General features: G+C 66.4%; 14 protein-coding genes. 3 read left to right on the top strand and 11 right to left on the bottom strand.

Features of this window, described 5'->3' with window-relative positions; genetic code table 11:
• Positions 1 to 16: 16 nt before the first annotated feature.
• From V3G39_11795 to V3G39_11840, 10 genes are all read right to left on the bottom strand, one after another.
• Entirely contained in the window at positions 17 to 1,234 is a 1,218-nt protein-coding gene (locus V3G39_11795; protein XAS75346.1) for an acyl-CoA dehydrogenase family protein, read from the bottom strand.
• A 1-nt stretch (position 1,235) separates the two neighbouring features.
• Complete coding sequence (locus tag V3G39_11800) at positions 1,236 to 2,258, bottom strand: phosphotransferase family protein (protein ID XAS75347.1); 1,023 nt, start codon at positions 2,256 to 2,258, stop codon at positions 1,236 to 1,238.
• Complete coding sequence (locus V3G39_11805; GenBank protein ID XAS75348.1) at positions 2,255 to 2,707, bottom strand: MaoC family dehydratase; 453 nt, start codon at positions 2,705 to 2,707, stop codon at positions 2,255 to 2,257. Before V3G39_11805 ends, V3G39_11800 begins: the two co-directional genes overlap by 4 nt.
• Positions 2,708 to 2,734: 27 nt before the next feature.
• Positions 2,735 to 3,391, bottom strand: a complete 657-nt coding sequence (locus V3G39_11810; protein ID XAS75349.1) for an HAD family phosphatase — start codon at positions 3,389 to 3,391, stop codon at positions 2,735 to 2,737.
• The gene (locus V3G39_11815; protein ID XAS75350.1) at positions 3,388 to 4,398 is read right to left on the bottom strand and encodes an NADPH:quinone oxidoreductase family protein; all 1,011 of its coding nucleotides are present in this window, start codon (positions 4,396 to 4,398) and stop codon (positions 3,388 to 3,390) included. The genes V3G39_11810 and V3G39_11815 overlap by 4 nt, the downstream gene beginning before the upstream one ends.
• Positions 4,395 to 5,213 carry an SDR family oxidoreductase gene (locus V3G39_11820; GenBank protein ID XAS75351.1) on the bottom strand — a complete coding sequence of 273 codons (819 nt, stop codon included), beginning with the start codon at positions 5,211 to 5,213 and terminating at the stop codon, positions 4,395 to 4,397. The genes V3G39_11815 and V3G39_11820 overlap by 4 nt, the downstream gene beginning before the upstream one ends.
• 4 nt (positions 5,214 to 5,217) lie before the next feature.
• Positions 5,218 to 5,970 carry an SDR family oxidoreductase gene (locus V3G39_11825; protein XAS75352.1) on the bottom strand — a complete coding sequence of 251 codons (753 nt, stop codon included), beginning with the start codon at positions 5,968 to 5,970 and terminating at the stop codon, positions 5,218 to 5,220.
• 45 nt (positions 5,971 to 6,015) lie between these two features.
• Positions 6,016 to 7,236, bottom strand: coding sequence for an acetyl-CoA C-acetyltransferase (locus tag V3G39_11830; protein ID XAS75353.1), 1,221 nt, complete (start codon positions 7,234 to 7,236; stop codon positions 6,016 to 6,018).
• Positions 7,237 to 8,166: 930 nt separating this feature from the next.
• A complete protein-coding gene (locus V3G39_11835; protein XAS75354.1) occupies positions 8,167 to 9,150 on the bottom strand; it encodes a quinone oxidoreductase in 984 nt (327 codons plus the stop codon).
• A gap of 49 nt (positions 9,151 to 9,199) precedes the next feature.
• Entirely contained in the window at positions 9,200 to 9,820 is a 621-nt protein-coding gene (locus V3G39_11840) for an L-threonylcarbamoyladenylate synthase (GenBank protein ID XAS75355.1), read from the bottom strand.
• A 119-nt stretch (positions 9,821 to 9,939) separates the two neighbouring features.
• On the opposite strand from V3G39_11840, the gene V3G39_11845 reads away from it, so the two are divergent.
• Entirely contained in the window at positions 9,940 to 10,551 is a 612-nt protein-coding gene (locus V3G39_11845; GenBank protein XAS75356.1) for a histidine phosphatase family protein, read from the top strand.
• A gap of 34 nt (positions 10,552 to 10,585) precedes the next feature.
• Here V3G39_11845 and V3G39_11850 read toward each other — a convergent pair whose 3' ends face one another.
• Positions 10,586 to 12,070 carry a glutamate--cysteine ligase gene (locus V3G39_11850; protein XAS75357.1) on the bottom strand — a complete coding sequence of 495 codons (1,485 nt, stop codon included), beginning with the start codon at positions 12,068 to 12,070 and terminating at the stop codon, positions 10,586 to 10,588.
• A gap of 347 nt (positions 12,071 to 12,417) precedes the next feature.
• Here V3G39_11850 and V3G39_11855 point away from each other — a divergent pair, with 347 nt between their 5' ends.
• Positions 12,418 to 13,596, top strand: coding sequence for an exonuclease SbcCD subunit D (locus tag V3G39_11855; GenBank protein ID XAS75358.1), 1,179 nt, complete (start codon positions 12,418 to 12,420; stop codon positions 13,594 to 13,596).
• A complete protein-coding gene (locus tag V3G39_11860; GenBank protein XAS75359.1) occupies positions 13,593 to 16,664 on the top strand; it encodes an AAA family ATPase in 3,072 nt (1,023 codons plus the stop codon). The genes V3G39_11855 and V3G39_11860 overlap by 4 nt, the downstream gene beginning before the upstream one ends.
• Positions 16,665 to 16,693 lie beyond the last annotated feature (29 nt).

Consider the following 16,693-nt stretch of genomic DNA (forward strand, 5'->3'; position numbering starts at 1 on the left):
CCACCTAACTGCCTGACTAACTCGTGTGCCGGCGCAACTCCCGCTTCGCCAGCGAGTTCTTGTGCACCTCATCGGGACCATCGGCGAACCGCAACGTGCGGATACCCGCCATTGCCCGCGCCAGCGGGAAGTCCTGACTCAGGCCGCCCGCTCCGTGCGCCTGAATGGCCTTGTCCAGGATCCACTCAACCGTTCGTGGAGTGGCGATCTTGATGGCCTGGATCTCGGCGTGCGCGCCCTTGTTGCCGACCGTGTCCATCAGCCACGCGGTCTTGAGCACCAGCAGGCGCAACTGCTCGATGCGCACCCGTGATTCGGCGATCCAGTCGCGGATGACGCCCTGCTCGGCGAGCGGCCGACCGAAGGCGACCCGCTCGCTGACCCGGGTACACATGAGCTCGACGGCGAGCTCGGCGACGCCGATACAGCGCATGCAGTGGTGGATCCGACCCGGGCCGAGGCGGGCCTGGGCAATCGCGAAGCCCTCGCCCTCGCCGCTGATCAGGTTGCTCACCGGCACCCGGACATTGTCGAAAATGATCTCGGCGTGCCCACCGTGGTCGTTGTCGTCGTACCCGTAGACGGTCATCCCGCGCACCATCTGCACACCGGGGGTGTCACGCGGCACCAGGATCTGGCTCTGCTGACGGTGTCGCTCAGCCCCCGGATCGGTCTTACCCATCACGATCAGGATGGCCGCGTCGGGGTTCATCGCACCGGTGATCCACCACTTGCGACCGTTGATGACGTATTCGTCACCGTCCCGTTCGATCCGGGTCTCGATGTTGGTGGCATCAGAGGAGGCGACGGCCGGCTCGGTCATCGCGAACGACGACCTGATCCTGCCCTCCAGCAACGGTTTCAGCCACTGGTCCTGCTGCTCGGGGGTGCCGAACTGCTCCAGCACCTCCATATTCCCGGTGTCCGGTGCGGAACAGTTCACCGTCGCAGGCGCCAGCTCCAGGGCTCGGCCGGTGATCTCGGCAAGCGGCGCGTACTGCAGGTTCGTCAGGCCGGCGCCGTGCTCGCCGGGCAGGAACAGGTTCCACAACCCCTGCGAGCGCGCATCGTCCCGCAGGGTCTGCAGGGTCGCGCTACGCGACCACGCCCAACGATCATCGGACGCGTCCAACTCCGCGTGGAAGGTGTCGACGGAGGGAATCACCCGCTCGTCGACGAATTCGCGTAGCTGGGTCATCAGCGCCTTGGTGCGCTCGTCGTAATCGAAGTCCATCTCAGCCTTCCCGCAGGGCTGTGAGCCCCGCGTCCACGAGGGGGCCGACCGCCGTCCCTACGTGTTCGAAACCGGGGCCGACGGTCTGGCCATGGATGTATCGGTAGTGAATGCCTTCCAGGATGGTCGCCAGCTTGTAGTACGCCAAGCCCAGGTGCCAGCCGATGTGTGACACGTCGCGGCCGCTGGCACGGGTGTACCGCTCCAGCATGGCTTCCGTGTCGGGGTAACCCGGCGCGCTGGCCACGTCTGAGACACCAGAATCGGGCGTCAGTTGCGAAAGCCGTTGATAGACGACGAAAAGTGCAACGTCCGACAGCGGATCACCGAGCGTTGCCATCTCCCAGTCGAGTACCGCGCCGATCCCGTCGTCCGACGTCACGAGGAGGTTGTCCAGCCGGTAGTCGCCGTGCAGAACCGACACGTCACCACCCGTCGGAACCCGCGCTGCCAGAAGATCCGACAATTCATCGGCGCCTGGCAGGTCACGACTGCTGGAGGCGGTCATCTGCTTGCGCCAGCGACGCACCTGGCGCTCCAAGAAACCCTCCGGTCGGCCGAACTGACCGAGCCCGACCGCGTCGTAGTCGACGGCGTGCAACGCAACGAGGGTGTCCACCAACCGGTGGCCGATAGCCCGGGTGCGGTCTACGCCGAGTGGCTCCAACTGGGAGGCGTCGCGGTAGGGCGTGCCCTGCACGAACTGCATGACGTAGAACGGCGCGCCGATGACGCTCTCGTCCGCGCATACGGCGTACGTGGCGGGAACCGGTACGTCGGTCGGTGCGAGCGCCGTGATGACCGTGTGCTCGCGCACCATGTCGTGCGCTGTGGACAGCACGTGCCCCAGCGGTGGCCGCCGCACGATGACCTGCCGGGTGCCGTCAGTGACGGCGTAGGTCAGATTGGACTTGCCGCCGGCCACGATCGCGGCGCTCAACTCACCGCTGAGGCAGTCCGGCGCGTGTTCTTCCAGGTATTGCGAGAGCGCGGTGAGATCCAGACCCTTCGGGCTGTCGCTCACGGCACGAGCACCGCGACGGTCTCGGCGACGCAGGCCGGTTTGTCACTACCCTCGAGCTCAACGGTCACCGTCACGACGCTCTGAGCGCCGCTCGCGCCCCGGTTCAGCGCGGTGAGCTTGGCGCTCGCGCGCACTCTGGAGCCGACCGGCACCGGGGTGGGGAAGCGCACCTTGTTGGAGCCGTAATTGATCCCCATCGACAGGCCCTGCACCGTGTAGATCTCCCAGACCATCGACGGGATGAGCGACAAGGTGAGGTATCCGTGCGCGATCGTGCCACCGAACGGACCCTGCTTCGCCTTCTCCACGTCGACGTGGATCCACTGGTGGTCACCGGTGGCGTCCGCGAAGGTGTTCACCTGCTCCTGCGTGACCGTGTGCCACTCGCTCACGCCGAGCTCTTCCCCGACGACGGCTTCCAACTCATCCAGTCCATTGAATGTACGCATGGGCGAATCTCCTTGCTGTTGAGGCGGCTACGACGTGGGGCTGAGCGCTGGGGTCAGCAGCGCGGTCAGAGATCGAGCTGTGCTGTGCGCATCGGTGTGCAGCACGGTCTGCAGCCCGGCGGCGCGGGCACCGACCAGGTTGGGTTCGGCATCGTCGACGAAGACCACCTGCGCCGCGTCCAGTCCCAGGCGCGAGACCGCGAGGTCGAAGATGCGCCGCTCCGGTTTACGCATACCGACCTCGCCGGAGATCACGATCGGGTCGAAGAGCTCGGCCAGCAGCTTCCGGTCGTAGGAGAACCCCCAACTGTTGGACAACAACCCGGTCCGTACGCCGTCGGCGCGTAACTTTCGCACGACCTCGACGGTGTTCGCATCGACGCGACTCGTGGCGAAGATGCCGCGTAGGTGATGACCAGGCTGTACCGGACCGCCGTCGACCGACCTCAACTCCGGGGTCAGCAGCGCGTTGAAACCGTCTGCGGTCAGCTCGCCGCGCTCGAGGCGGTGGATAGGGCTGTCCGGCGACGCCGCGCGTCCCAGCCACATCTTCAGGACCTGGGAGAAGGACTGCGGATCGATGTGCTCACTGGTCGTCCACGCGGAGATGCTGTCGCGGATCGGCGCCGTCAGCACGCCGCCGTAATCGAACAGGACCGCCTGTGCTCGCTCGGTGCGACTCACGGAATCATCACGACGCGGCCGACCGTCTCGCCCGCTCCCAGCCGTCGCAACGCGTCCGGTACGCCGTCGAGGCCGATGCGTTCGCTGACCAGCGGCACGGCGATACCGTCCTGCGCCAGTTGCGTGAGCGTGGCGTGGCACTGCGTCATCAGTTCGGGGATCTTGGACTTATAGAGACCCCAGTGCAGCCCGAGGATCGAATAGTTCTTGATCAGTGCATGGTTGAGCGCAGCCGACTGGATACGTCCGCCGGCGAAACCAATCACCACGATCCGGCCCTCGAAGGCGATGCACTTGGTCGAACGGTCGTAGGTGTCGCCACCGACCGGATCGTAGATGACGTCGGCCCCGCGACCTTGGGTGACCTCCTTGACCACCTGCACGAAGTCCTGCGCATGTCGATCGATCACCACGTCGGCACCGAGTTCGCTGGCGAACCGGGCCTTTTCGGGTCCGCCGACCACTCCGATGACGCGGGCACCGGCGGCCTTGCCGAGCTGGACGGCCGAGCTGCCGACCCCACCCGCTGCGGCATGCACCAGCAGGGTCTCCCCCGGTTGCAGCATCGCCCGGCGGTGCAGAGCGAACCAGCTGGTCTGATAGCCGATCCAGAACGATGCGGCCTGCGCGTCGTCGAGCGCCGCGGGCGCCAGATGCACGTCGGTGGCGTCCATCAGGGCGAACTGGGCGAATCCGCCGGCGGGGATAGCCGGCGACCCGAGGACACGCGCGCCGACCCGGATGCCGTCGCCGGGCACCACCCCCTCACCGAAAGCGGTGATCTCGCCGCAGATCTCCACCCCGGGGGTGAAAGGCAGGTCGGGGCGTACCTGGTATTTGCCCTGGCACATCAGGACGTCGGGGAAGTTCAGCGCTGCAGCGAGCACCCGTACGGCGACCTGACCGGCACCGGGGACCGGAACCGGCACGTCGACCAGGGTAAGGACGTCCTGCGGTTGCCCGAGTTCGTTGATCTGCCAAGCCTTCATCATGTCCATAGCGCTCATCCTCGATCTTCCCGTGCCTTCTCGAGTTTGCGTTGCAGCTTGTTCATTCCGGCGAGCCAGCGGTCCGGCTCGCTCGCCTTGGTGGCGGCGTATCCCGCGACCTCCGGGTGGGGGAGGATAAAAAATTCCTCGGTGTGCAGCGCTGCGGCAACCACCTCGGCGACCTGTTCGGTCGATAGTGCGTCGTCGTGACTCAGCAGGTCGATCAACTCCCCCGATGCCTCGAGCATCCGGGTCTGCACCCCTTGTGGGCAGATTGCCTGCACGACCACGCCGCGGTGCCGGTACGTGACGGACAACCACTGCGCGAAGGCAACTGCTGCGTGTTTGGTCACGGCGTAGGACGGGTCGCCCAGGATGGTGAGCATCCCGGCCGCCGACGCGGTGACGACGAATCGACCACCGCCCTGACGGATCCAGATCGGTTCGAGGGCTCGCGCCGCACGGATATGGGCCAACAGGTTGATATCCATGACCGTGGCCCAGTCTTCGTCACTGGTGTGCGCCAGGTCGGTACCGAGCCCGATCCCTGCGTTGGCGAAGAAAATGTCGATGCTGCCGAGCAACCGAGTGGCGGCGTCGACCAGATCGGTGACACCGCGCTCCGTCGACAGGTCAGCAACGACCGGGTCGGCGCCGATCTGCTCGGCGAGCTGGGTCAACTCCTTCGCATCACGGTCGGCGACCACGACGCGCGCACCATCGGCGGCCATCCGGGTCGCGATCGCCGCACCGATTCCGCGTGCTGCTCCCGTGACGACGACGGTCTTGGCAGGGCTGTCAGTTATGTCAGGGCCGTCGGTCAGGTCAGACATCGGTTCACACCCCGCCGGTGAGCGTCACGCCACCGTCGAGGACGAGGGTCTGACCCGTCGTCCACGCGCTGTCGTCGGAGAGCAGGTGAGTAACCGCAGCTGCGACGTCCGCAGGCTCCCCGAGTCGGCGCAGCGGGTAGGCCGAGGCGACCTTTTCCTCACCCTCCGCGTACAACGCCTCGGCGAACTGCGTCTTGACGACCGCGGGAGCCACTGCGTTGACCCGGATCCCCGGGCCGAGCTCGACGGCGAGGCTTTCGGTCAACGAGATCAGCATCGCCTTCGTCGCGCCGTAGAAGGAGATACCCGGTGCTGGTCGAATGCCCGCCACCGACGCGACGTTCACGATCGACCCACCGTGCTCGTGCATCCAGGCCCGGTAGGCCAACTGCACCCACGAGAGTGCCGCGATCGCGTTGACTTCCGTCGTCTTGCGGGCGGCACCCAGGTCCACCTCGATCAACGGACCGTATGACGGATTGATACCGGCGTTGTTGACCAGCAGATCCAACGACCCGAAAGCGGCGATAGCGGCATCGATGGCAGCCTGCTGATGCGCCGGGTCGTCGGCTTTACCGGCCACCGCGAGCGCGACGTCCGGTCCACCCAACTGGGCTGCGGCCACGTCGAGTGCCTCCTGCTTGCGCGCGGTGATGACAACCCGCCCACCCTCGTCGACAATGCGTTGGGCAATGGCGAGGCCGATGCCCCGACTGGCGCCGGTGACGATGGCGGTCTTCCCGGACAAACGGCTCACGAACTACTCCTCATTGACGAACGGGTGTGGTCGGGGCGCGAACGCTCAGCTGAGTCGTTCCAGAATCATTGCCATTCCCTGGCCGCCGCCGACGCACATGGTCTCCAGACCGAACTGCTTGTCGTGGAAACGCAACGAGTTGATCAGGGTGCTGGTGATGCGCGCACCGGTCATCCCGAACGGGTGCCCGATGGCGATCGCGCCGCCGTTGACGTTGAGCTTGTCCATCGGGATGCCCAGGTCGCGCGCAGAGGGGATGACCTGGGCGGCGAATGCCTCGTTGATCTCGACCAGGTCGATGTCGCCGATGCTCATGCCCGCATACGCGAGCGCGCGACGCGACGCCTCGACCGGACCGAGGCCCATGATCTCCGGCGACAGACCGGTCAGACCCGTCGACACAATGCGTGCCAGCGGGGTCAGGCCGAGCGCCCTGGCCTTGGTGTCGCTCATGATGACGACAGCAGCGGCGCCGTCGTTCAACGGGCAGCAGTTGGCGGCCGTGACCGTGCCGTTCGGGCGGAACACCGGCTGTAGACCGGACACTCCCTCCATGGTGACGCCGGCGCGCGGGCCGTCGTCCTTGCTCACCGTGGTGCCGTCGGGCAGCGTGACGGGGGTGATGTCGCTCGCCCAGAAGCCGTTGGCGATGCCCTGCTCGGCAAGGTTCTGGCTGCGGACGCCGAACTCGTCCTGCTCGGCGCGCGAGACGCCCTTGAACGCCGCCACGTTCTCGGCGGTCTGACCCATCGCGATGTACACGTCCGGCAGGTTGCCGTCCTCGCGCGGGTCGTGCCACCCCTCGATCTGCCCGGTTGCGGCGACCTCGGTACGTCGGCCGGCGTCGTCGAAGATCGGGTTCTTCGTATCGGGGTGACCGTCGGCGAAACCGTGCTCATACCGACTGACGGTCTCCACCCCGGCTGAGATGAACACGTCGCCTTCGCCGGCGCGGATCGCGTGCATGGCCATCCGCGACGTCTGCAGGCTGGAGGAGCAGTAGCGCTGCACCGTCGTGCCGCCGACGTGATCCAGGTCCAACATGGTGGCCACGATGCGTGCCATGTTGAAGCCGGATTCACCGGCCGGCTGACCGCAGCCGAGCATCAGATCCTCGATGTCCCCCCGATCCAGCTCGGGCACCTTGTCCAGTGCAGCCGCCACCATCTGCACCGTCAGGTCGTCGGGCCGTATCGAGGCCAGCGAACCCTTGCGGGCCCGGCCGATCGGGGAACGGGCGATGGAAACAATGACAGCCTCGGGCATGTGCACTCCCTGCAGTAGGGCCGCCGCGACTCACGCGGCGACCGACTAAGCGCTTGCTTACTTGTGGTCGGGATCACCTTAGCGGTGATCGAATCGTTACCCAACGTAATGCGCCACGGCGTCGTGACAAGAGCGGTAATCACCGGCACAGTCGACGCCTGCTCATCCACTCAGGCGAACTTCTGTGCCACGACTGCGGGGCAGGACGACGACCTACAGCGGTGCGTGCACAGTTCCTTCACAGTCGCTTCGCGCCCGACCAACCATGTTGCCCCCTCCCCCGCCCTACTTTGCCTCACTGCACTACCTTCCTGGGTTGGACGGCGTACGCACTATTGCGGTCGCCCTGGCGATCTGCGCACATCTGGGTCTGCCGTGGGCGCAGGGTGGGACCGTGGGGGTCGGCATCTTCTTCACCCTGAGCGGCTTCCTCATCACCTCGATCCTGGGTCTACGTTCCAGAACCTGCTGCTGTCCTACTCCTCGTCGTGGTTTTGATCAGGACGGCGTTCCTCCACCCGTGGGGATTCGTTCTGCTCTCGGTCGCCACAACGGTTCTGGTGGCGGGCGATCGGCGGCCCACCCCGACGCACGGGCCAGGCATCGCGGTGCCGCGGCCAGGTCTCCCAGCCTGAATCCTTGCGATCGTTACCCCCCGACTGATCATCACGCAGCGGGCGAGCCGCCGGCGAAGCACTCTCAGGCCAGCGCTTGTCAAGCCCGCCAGCACACACAGGCCGACTCACGAGCAGTTGCCGTGTTGTGGGTGAACACCCGCACGCTGATCAGCAGCGGCCCCAATGCCTCATCGAACATGTTCATCTGGAACGACGCACTGACGCAGGCGTGCACCCGCTACCCCGAGCCTACGGATCTACGACTGGGCCTGCGCACTGTCTCGTGTCGTCTCATTGAGCGGACGTCGGAGCGTCAGAGCGTCAGCAACAACTTGCCGGTGGTGGCCCGACCTTCGAGCGCTTCGTATGCTGCCGCGGCATCGTCGAGAGGGTGCGTGGCACTGATGTCGATCTGCAGCGATCCGTCCAGGATCCCGCCGAGGATCGCGCCGGCCCGCCACAGCAGTTCCTCCCGGGTGGCCAGGTATGCGGCCAATGACGGGCGGGTGACGAAGAGCGATCCGAGGGCGTTCAGACGTTGCAGGTCGAAGGGCGGCACCTGTCCGCTCGCGCCGCCGAACAGCGCCATCGTCCCGCGTGGTCGCAATGATCGTAGGGATGCCTCGAAGGTCGCCTTGCCGACTCCGTCGTAGGCCACATCAACTCCGCGACCGGCCAGCTCCCGCACTCTTGCAGCCAGCTCATCGGGACGCCCGTCGTACTCGTGGTAGCCGATGGTGTGCGCTGCACATAACCGGGAGGCTATGTCGAGCTTCGCCTGGCTGCCTGCAGTCGCGACGACATGGGCGCCCTTCGCAGTGATGAGCTGCACCAGCAACTGCCCGACCCCGCCGGCCGCTGCATGTACGAGCGCGATGTCACCCTCGCGTACCGGATAGGTCGATTCGACCAGGTAGTGGGCGGTCATCCCCTGCAGCATGGCTGCAGCCGCCTTCGTCAGGTCCAGACCCTGCGGCACAGGTACGACGCTCGCCGCAGTGACATTGACCAGTTCAGCGGCCGACCCGGCAGATTGTCCCCAGGCGACCCGATCGCCCGGGCTGATATCCGTCACGGCAGCACCGACCACCTCGACGATGCCCGCGCCCTCCTCGCCCAGCACGAACGGCGTCGAACCGGGATAGACACCCTGCCGCTTGTAGACGTCGATGAAGTTGACACCGACAGCCGCGACCCGGACCTGCACCTGATCCTGCCGGGGTGGCGGGACGTCGTACTGGCGCACGGCAAGGACCGAACGGTCACCGTGCTCGGTCACGAATAAGGCACGCGTCATACCCGCCACTCTAGGACCGGTCCGACCGGCAGCGGATGCCGTCAGGCCGTCATTCGAAGAGGCTCGGATCTCCGGAACCGACCCGCACGACCTCGGGCACCTCGCCCGACCAGTCGATGACCGTGGTCGGCTCGTCACCGCATTCGCCGGTGTCTATGACGGCGTCGACCTGATGATCCAGCTCCTCCTTCACCGTCCACCCGTCGGTCATCGGGCTCGTTTCGCCCGGCAGGATCAGAGTGCTGGACTGCATCGGCTCCCCCAGCTCGGCGAGCAACGCGCACACCACGGGAGCCGCCGCGATCCGCACTCCCACCGTGCGTTTCTTGGGATGCAGCAGGCGTCGCGGCACCGCACCGGTCGCGGGCAGGATGAAGGTGTATCTACCCGCGTCGGCAGCCTTGACAGCACGGAACACCCGGTTGTCCAGTTGCACGAGTTGCCCGATCTGGGCGAAATCGTGACATGCCAACGTGAAGTGGTGGTGCGAGTCCAGCGCCCGGATACGGGTAATCCGCTCCTTGCCCTCAGCGTTGTCCAGCGAGCATCCGAGCGCATACCCCGACTCTGTCGGATACGCGATCAGACCACCACGACGAATGATGTCGGCTGCCTGCGCAATGCTGCGTGGTTGCGGATCGTGGGGGTGAACGTCGAAGTACCTCGCCATGCAGCAACGGTAGGCGACGGCGGTGACATCCGGGGCAAATTCTCGATCCACCCGCGCATCGCGCGAGTCCTGCGCGCTGTCGGTCTGCAGATGGCCCGGGGTCCGATTAGATTGCTCGGATGAGCGTAGCGAGCCCGAAATTCAGCCTGATCCTCATCCGGCACGGCGAGACGGAGTGGTCCCTGAGCGGACAACACACCGGCACCACTGACCGTCCCCTGCTACCCGAAGGCGAAGAGTGCGCGCGACGGGCCGGAGAGGTGATCAAGGACATGCCGCTGGCAGCCGTGTTCGTCTCGCCACTTCAGCGTGCGCGTCGCACCGCAGAGCTCGCCGGTATCACGGACTACGAGATCGATCCGGACCTGCGCGAATGGGATTACGGCGCATACGAGGGCATGACGACCCCGCAGATTCGCGAACAATGCGGAAACCCGGAATGGGAAATCTTCAAGGATGGCGTCGTGCCCGGTGTGACGCGGGGCGAGACGGTCGAAGATGTCGCCGCACGGGTAAGTCACATCGTCGAGAAGGCCGTGCCGCTGCTGGACGAGGGCAACGTGGTCGCCTTCGCGCACGGGCACTCACTGCGCATCCTGGCGTCCGTCTTCCTGCAGACGGTGCCCCGCCTCGGCGCCAAGCTGATGCTCGACGCAGGTGCGGTGTCGATGCTCGGCTACTACCACGGCAACCCGTGCATCCAGGTCTGGAACCGCTCGACCCGGGAGTGATGCCGCGGTGCACCTTTCGTATCGGTCAGGTCGGTCAGCTCGGCAGCGCCCAGGTATGCACCGGCTCGTTGCTGTGCATGCCTTCCAGGTAGAGCTCGAGCATCTGGGCCAGCGCTTCGGCGCGGCTGGCTCCGCGTGCTTCCAGCGCCTGCACGCAATCGATCTGCCAGGTGGCCCCGTTGACGCCCGCGCGGCAGCGTGCCTCGATGATCCCGAGGTAGCGCTCCCGCACGGCGGTAGCCACCCCCCACCGTCGTAGGCCTTCGTGCGCCAGCGGTAGCAGGTGGCGTAGGACGAGTTCATCCGCCGAAACCTCGCCGTACCCGGGCCAGTAGAGGGTGGCATTGATCCCGTGCCGGGCGCCCTCGGTGAAGTTGTGATCCGCTGCGGCGAAGCTCATCCGGGTCCAGACCGGACGGTCGTTCTCCGCGAGCATTCGCACCACGCCGTAGTAGAACGCCGAGTTGGCCATGGTGTCCACGATGCTCGGACCGGCCGGCAGGACGCGGTTCTCCACCCGCAGGTGCGGCGATCCGTCGACGGTGTCGTAGATGGGCCGGTTCCAGCGGTAGACGGTGCCGTTGTGCAGCCGCAACTCCATCAGCGCGGGCGCGGTGCCTGCGGCCAGTACAGCCACCGGGTCTTCGTCGCTCGTCTCCGGCAGCAGCGCCGGAAAATAACGGACGTTCTCCTCGAACAGGTCGAAGATCGAGGTGATCCACCGCTCTCCGAACCACACCCGGGGCCGGACGCCCTGGTTCTTCAGTTCGATCGAGCGGGTGTCGGTGGCCTGTTGGAACAACTCGATCCTGGTCTCATGCCACAACTGTTTGCCGAAGAGGTAGGGCGAATTGGCGCCGATCGCCAACTGCACCCCCGAGATCGCCTGCGCGGCATTCCAGTAGGCCGCGAACTGCGCCGGGGGGGTCTGCAGATGGAGCTGGATCGAGGTACAGGCGGATTCGGGGTAGATGGAATCGGCGTACATCGCGAGGCGCTCCCCGGTCGGACCCTCGATATCGATGAAGAGATCCTCCCCGCGGGCGGCGAAGATCGACTCGTTCAGCGCGGCGTACCGGGTGTTGGCACTCATCCAGTCCGGTGAGAAGTGTTCGGGCATCAACGTGGGCAGAATGCCGATCTGCACAATTCGGGCCCCTGATTCGCCCGCTTTCTCCTCGGCGCGGTTCAAACTCTCGCGCAGGTCGCTCTCCAGCTCGGCCGCCGAATGACCTGGCATCGGACGCGGACTGACGTTGAGCTCGATGTTGTAACGTCCGAGCTCGGTCTGGTAGTCGTTGTCGGCGATGCTCTCCAGCACCGTTGCATTCGACATCATCGGCAGGCCGTCGCGGCCGACCAGATTGAGCTCGATCTCCATACCGGTGAGCTGACGCTCGTACTCGAAAGAATGCGTGGCGAGCATCCGTTCGAAGACGTCGAGGTCTTGGCGGACCTTCTCGCGGTACCGCTGCCGCTGCTCGCGGGTGTAGGCCACACCCGAGACTTCTGCGCCCATCAGGCCTCCTCATGCAGTGGATCAGAAATAAAGCAGGTACGGATGTGGGCACAGTTGCTGGCCGGGCGCGCAGCGACTCTCGAGCAACTTCGAGCACACCGCACTGGTGGAGATCGGCTAAACCTACGGGGTCCAGGCCCGGTTTGTGATCGCTGCGCCCGAAGAGCGGACAGCAGTGCCCACATCGCGGACCGTGCGGCCCCGTGCGGATCGAGGATGGAGGGGTCAACCGGACGCTGCATCGAGAAGCCGTCGACAGGTCATCTGCCGGCAGATCTCCGTCCGGACGTTCCCGCCCGACCGGCCGATAACGGCCGTTGTCGGTGCCAGCTTCTAACCTTCGGGGTGTGCGCATCATTCACACCTCCGACTGGCACCTGGGTCGCTCCTTCCACGGTGCCGGGCTGCTCGACGCCCAGGCGCAGTACCTCGACCATCTGGTCCACCTGGTCCGCGAGGAGAAAGCCGATGCCGTCCTGGTGTCCGGCGACATCTACGACCGCGCCCTGCCGGCCCCCGCGACCGTTGCCCTGCTCGATGACGCGGTCGTTCGACTGCTGGACGCCGGGGCTCAGGTGGTCCTGTCCAGTGGCAACCACGACTCGGCCATCCGGCTGGGCTTCGCATCGCGCGTCCTGGAGCGGGCCGGGCTGCACATCCGCACCCGCGTCGACTCCATCGGAACACCGGTCGACCTGGGCGGCCTCGTCGTCTACCCGCTTCCTTACCTCGAACCGGCCGTGGTCGGGCCCGAGCTCGGCACCGACGAACTAACCCACGCAGCGGTGCTACGAGCCGCCATGCAGCGCGTTCGAGCCGACATCGCGGTGCGCAACCGCCGCAGCGTCGTCATGGCACACGCCTTCGTGACCGGCGCGACGACCTCGGACTCCGAGCGCGATATCGCCGTCGGCGGGGTCGCGGCTGTGCCCAAGGAGGTGTTCACCGGTGTCGATTACGTCGCGCTCGGACATATCCACCGACCGATGGGTCTGGCGGCCGGCATCCGCTACAGCGGCTCCCCGGTGGCCATGTCGTTCTCCGAGACCGGTCAGGTCAAATCCTCGGTCGTCGTCGATTTCGACGGGCGGGCCGTGCGGACCCGGCTGGTCGAGGCACCCGTACATCGCCCGCTCGCACGGTTGCGTGGAACGCTGCCCGAACTACTGCGTGACTCATCTCTTGTGCAACATGAGTCCTCCTGGTGCGAGGTCACCCTGACCGACGCAGCGCGACCAGCCGCCGCCATGGAACAGATCCGACGCAGATTCCCGCACACGTTGACACTGGGATTTGAGCAGGTGCACACCCCGACGGCCCGTCGCAGCTACACCGACCGGGTACGCGGGCGCGGCGACGTCGATCTGTGTTGCGATTTCACCCAGCACGTGCGCGGTGGACTGGTGACAAGTGCCCAGGAACAGGCGATCTGGATCTCCGCTCTCGAGCACGCCCGCACCGACCGCGCCGCCACCATCGATGAAGGGGTAGCCGTTGCGCCGTCCTCCACGCGCGGCGCGGCATGAGACTGCACCGGCTGCAGGTGCAGGCGTTCGGCCCCTTCGCCGCCGTCGAAACGGTCGACTTCGATGCGGTCGCAGCCGCGGGCCTGTATCTGATTCAGGGTGCCACCGGAGCCGGTAAGACCTCGATCCTGGATGCGATCTGTTACGCGGTCTACGGGGCTGTCCCCGGAAGTCGGACCGGTCACCGCGGGTCGATTCGTAGCGATCACGCCGACCCCCTGCTCGCGCCACGCGTCGTGCTGGAGTTCACTGCCGCCGGTGACCGGTTGCGCATCACCCGTAGCCCGGAGTGGGATGCCCCGAAAAAACGCGGATCCGGTACCACCCGCCGCCCCGCGACCGTGGTGTTGGAGATACTGCGCGGGGCCGAATGGGTCGCGCAGAGCACCCGCATCGACGAGGCCGCAGAGATCGTGACCGACCACCTCGGTCTCGGTATGGAGCAGTTCGCCCAGGTGGTGTTGCTGCCGCAGGGCGAATTCGCATCATTCCTGCGGGCCAAGCCCGAAGAGCGGTCGGCACTGCTGCGCAGGTTGTTCGACATCGAACGCTTCGCAGATGCCCAACAGTGGCTCGCTGACCGCAAACGCGCACTCTCCGACACGGTGCACGACGCCGATCTCGCTATCGCGCTACACGGCGAACGGCTGACCACGGTGCTCGCCGAGTCCGACCTACCAGCGGCCCCCTCCAACGGCGCGCCTCAGGTCCCCGCGTCAGATCTACCCGGGTCCACGTTGCTCGCCACGATCGGCGAATGTCGTGCGCTGGCGGTGGACCGCGCCACCCAGGCACTGGTCGACGCGGACGGCGCGGCAGAAGATCGAGACATCGCCCGCGACGCCCGGTTACGCGCCGAAACAACTCTGCAGTGGCAACTGCAGGCCACCGAGGCACGGGCCACGCTGGCCGCCTACGAGCAACGACACGCGGCACGAGAGCTGGAGCTGTCCACCGTTCGGGCCGCCCGCCGGGCTGCAGTCATACGTCCGGTCGCAACGCACCGACTGGCGGTGGCCGAGGTGCTCGCCACCGCCGAGGGCGCAGCGCGAACCGCTGAACGCATGGTCGTCGAACTGGTCGATACCGATTGCCTGGTCGACGGTCAGCTGCATCGGACGTCTCTGCAGACCGCCGTCGAGCTGGGTAGCTCGACGCTCGATGTGCTCGCCGATCTGGCCGCCCAGCACGCCACCGCCGCGGCTGCGGTGGTTCTGCATTCCAAGGCCTCCCTGGCCGCACACGAGCGGAGTCTCGCTGCGCACGAAGCCACTGTGCGGCTGCAGGCCACCATCGACGACGTCGAACGGGAACTCGCCGCGCTGTGCACCGACGTGTCGGTGCTGCAGGATGCGCGACGATCGGTCGAGGTACACCGCGTAGCGCTGCACACTGGACGAACGCTGGCCGATGCGCGGGTCCTGCAGACCGCAGCCGAACAGCAGGCAAAGGTCTCGCGGTCCAGGTTCGCATCGGCCGAGCAGCAAGCGATCGACCTGCGCCAGGCGCGACTGTCCGGGATGATCGGTGAGATCGGCGCCGGACTCACCCGCGGCTGCCCGTGCCCGGTATGCGGATCCACCGAGCATCCAGCGCCCGCTGCACCACCTGCTGGTGCCGCAGCTGAGCAAGACGTAGTGCGCGCCGAGGCAGTGGCCGTCGCGGCCCGCCAGGCCCTCAGTGATGCAGATGCCGCCTTCGCAACAGCCCGGGGCAGCCACGCTGAACGAGCAACAGCGCATCGTGCGGCGCTGGACGCCCTCGATACCCTCCCCGGAACGCTTGACGACGATGCGCTGCAGGGCGCGCTCAGTTCGGCGCAGGCAACGCTGACCCGAGTCGAAGCTACCCGCAGCGCATTCGAGGCGCTGAGTGGCCGACTCGCAGAACTCACCGGGTCTGCGACCAGTGCGCAGCAGAGCTGCACCAGCGCCGATTACGACCTGGGCCTGGCCGAGGCCCGGCACGCGGAATCGCGGACGGTCCTGGCGACCCTCGAAGCCAGAGCGCTGGCGCTGCGTGAACAACACACCGCGCAATGCTGCTGCGATCGCGTCGATCGCGGCGATCCCATCGACCGCCACACGCGCCTGGTGCCGGCCCTACGAGACCTGCATCAGGCCGATCTGGCGGTTCGACTCGCTGCAGCAGCAGACCGCCAGTCCGCCGCCGAACTCACCGAAATACTGGCGTCTCAGGGATTCTCGGATCTCTCCCAGGCGCAGGCCGCTCTTCTCGATCTGCCGCAGATGGCGCAGATCGAGAACCGGATTGCCGCCGAACAGACTGCCAACGAGCGGGCTACCGGCATTCTGGAGCAACCGCAGCTCATCGCCGCCGAGCGCTCGCCGAAACCCGATATTGCCGCGCTGGAAGAAGCGGCCCAAGCCAGTGATCACCGACACCGGGCAGCGGTGCACGCCGTGTCCGGTGCTGATCGCGCGGTGCATGAGTTGGATCGCATCGCCACCTCGGTGCAGCTCCTGGTCACCGGATCGTCCACTGCACGAGCCGACCTCGCAGTGCTCGGACCACTCGCCGAGACGGCGTCCGGGCAGGGTGACAACACGCTCCGAATGCGTCTGACGTCCTACGTGCTTGCGGCGCGGCTGGAATCGGTCACCGCCCTGGCGAACGAGCGGCTCGCGGTCATGTCCGATGGTCGCTTCACCCTCGAGCACAGCGACGAACTGGCCAAGGCCGGTGCCCGCAGCGGTCTGGGTCTGCGGGTTCTGGACAGCTGGACCGGGCGCAGCAGAGACACCGCGACACTGTCCGGTGGGGAGGCCTTCATTGCCTCCCTGGCGCTGGCCCTCGGGCTGGGTGATGCCGTACTACAAGATGCCGGAGGTCGGCCGCTGGAGTCCCTGTTCGTCGATGAAGGGTTCGGGTCGTTGGACGAACAGACTCTCGACCAGGTCATGAGCGTGCTGGACACATTGCGCAGCGGGGGTCGCAGTGTCGGGATCGTAAGCCATGTGGCCGAGCTGCGACACCGCATCCAGAGCACCATCGACGTCGTGAAGACCGAAAGCGGTTCGCACATCCGAGCCCACGCCGTGGCATAACGCCCGGACATGCGGGCTGTGTCAGGCTG

This window comes from Dermatophilaceae bacterium Sec6.4, assembly GCA_039636865.1.
Lineage (GTDB): Bacteria > Actinomycetota > Actinomycetes > Actinomycetales > Dermatophilaceae > Allobranchiibius.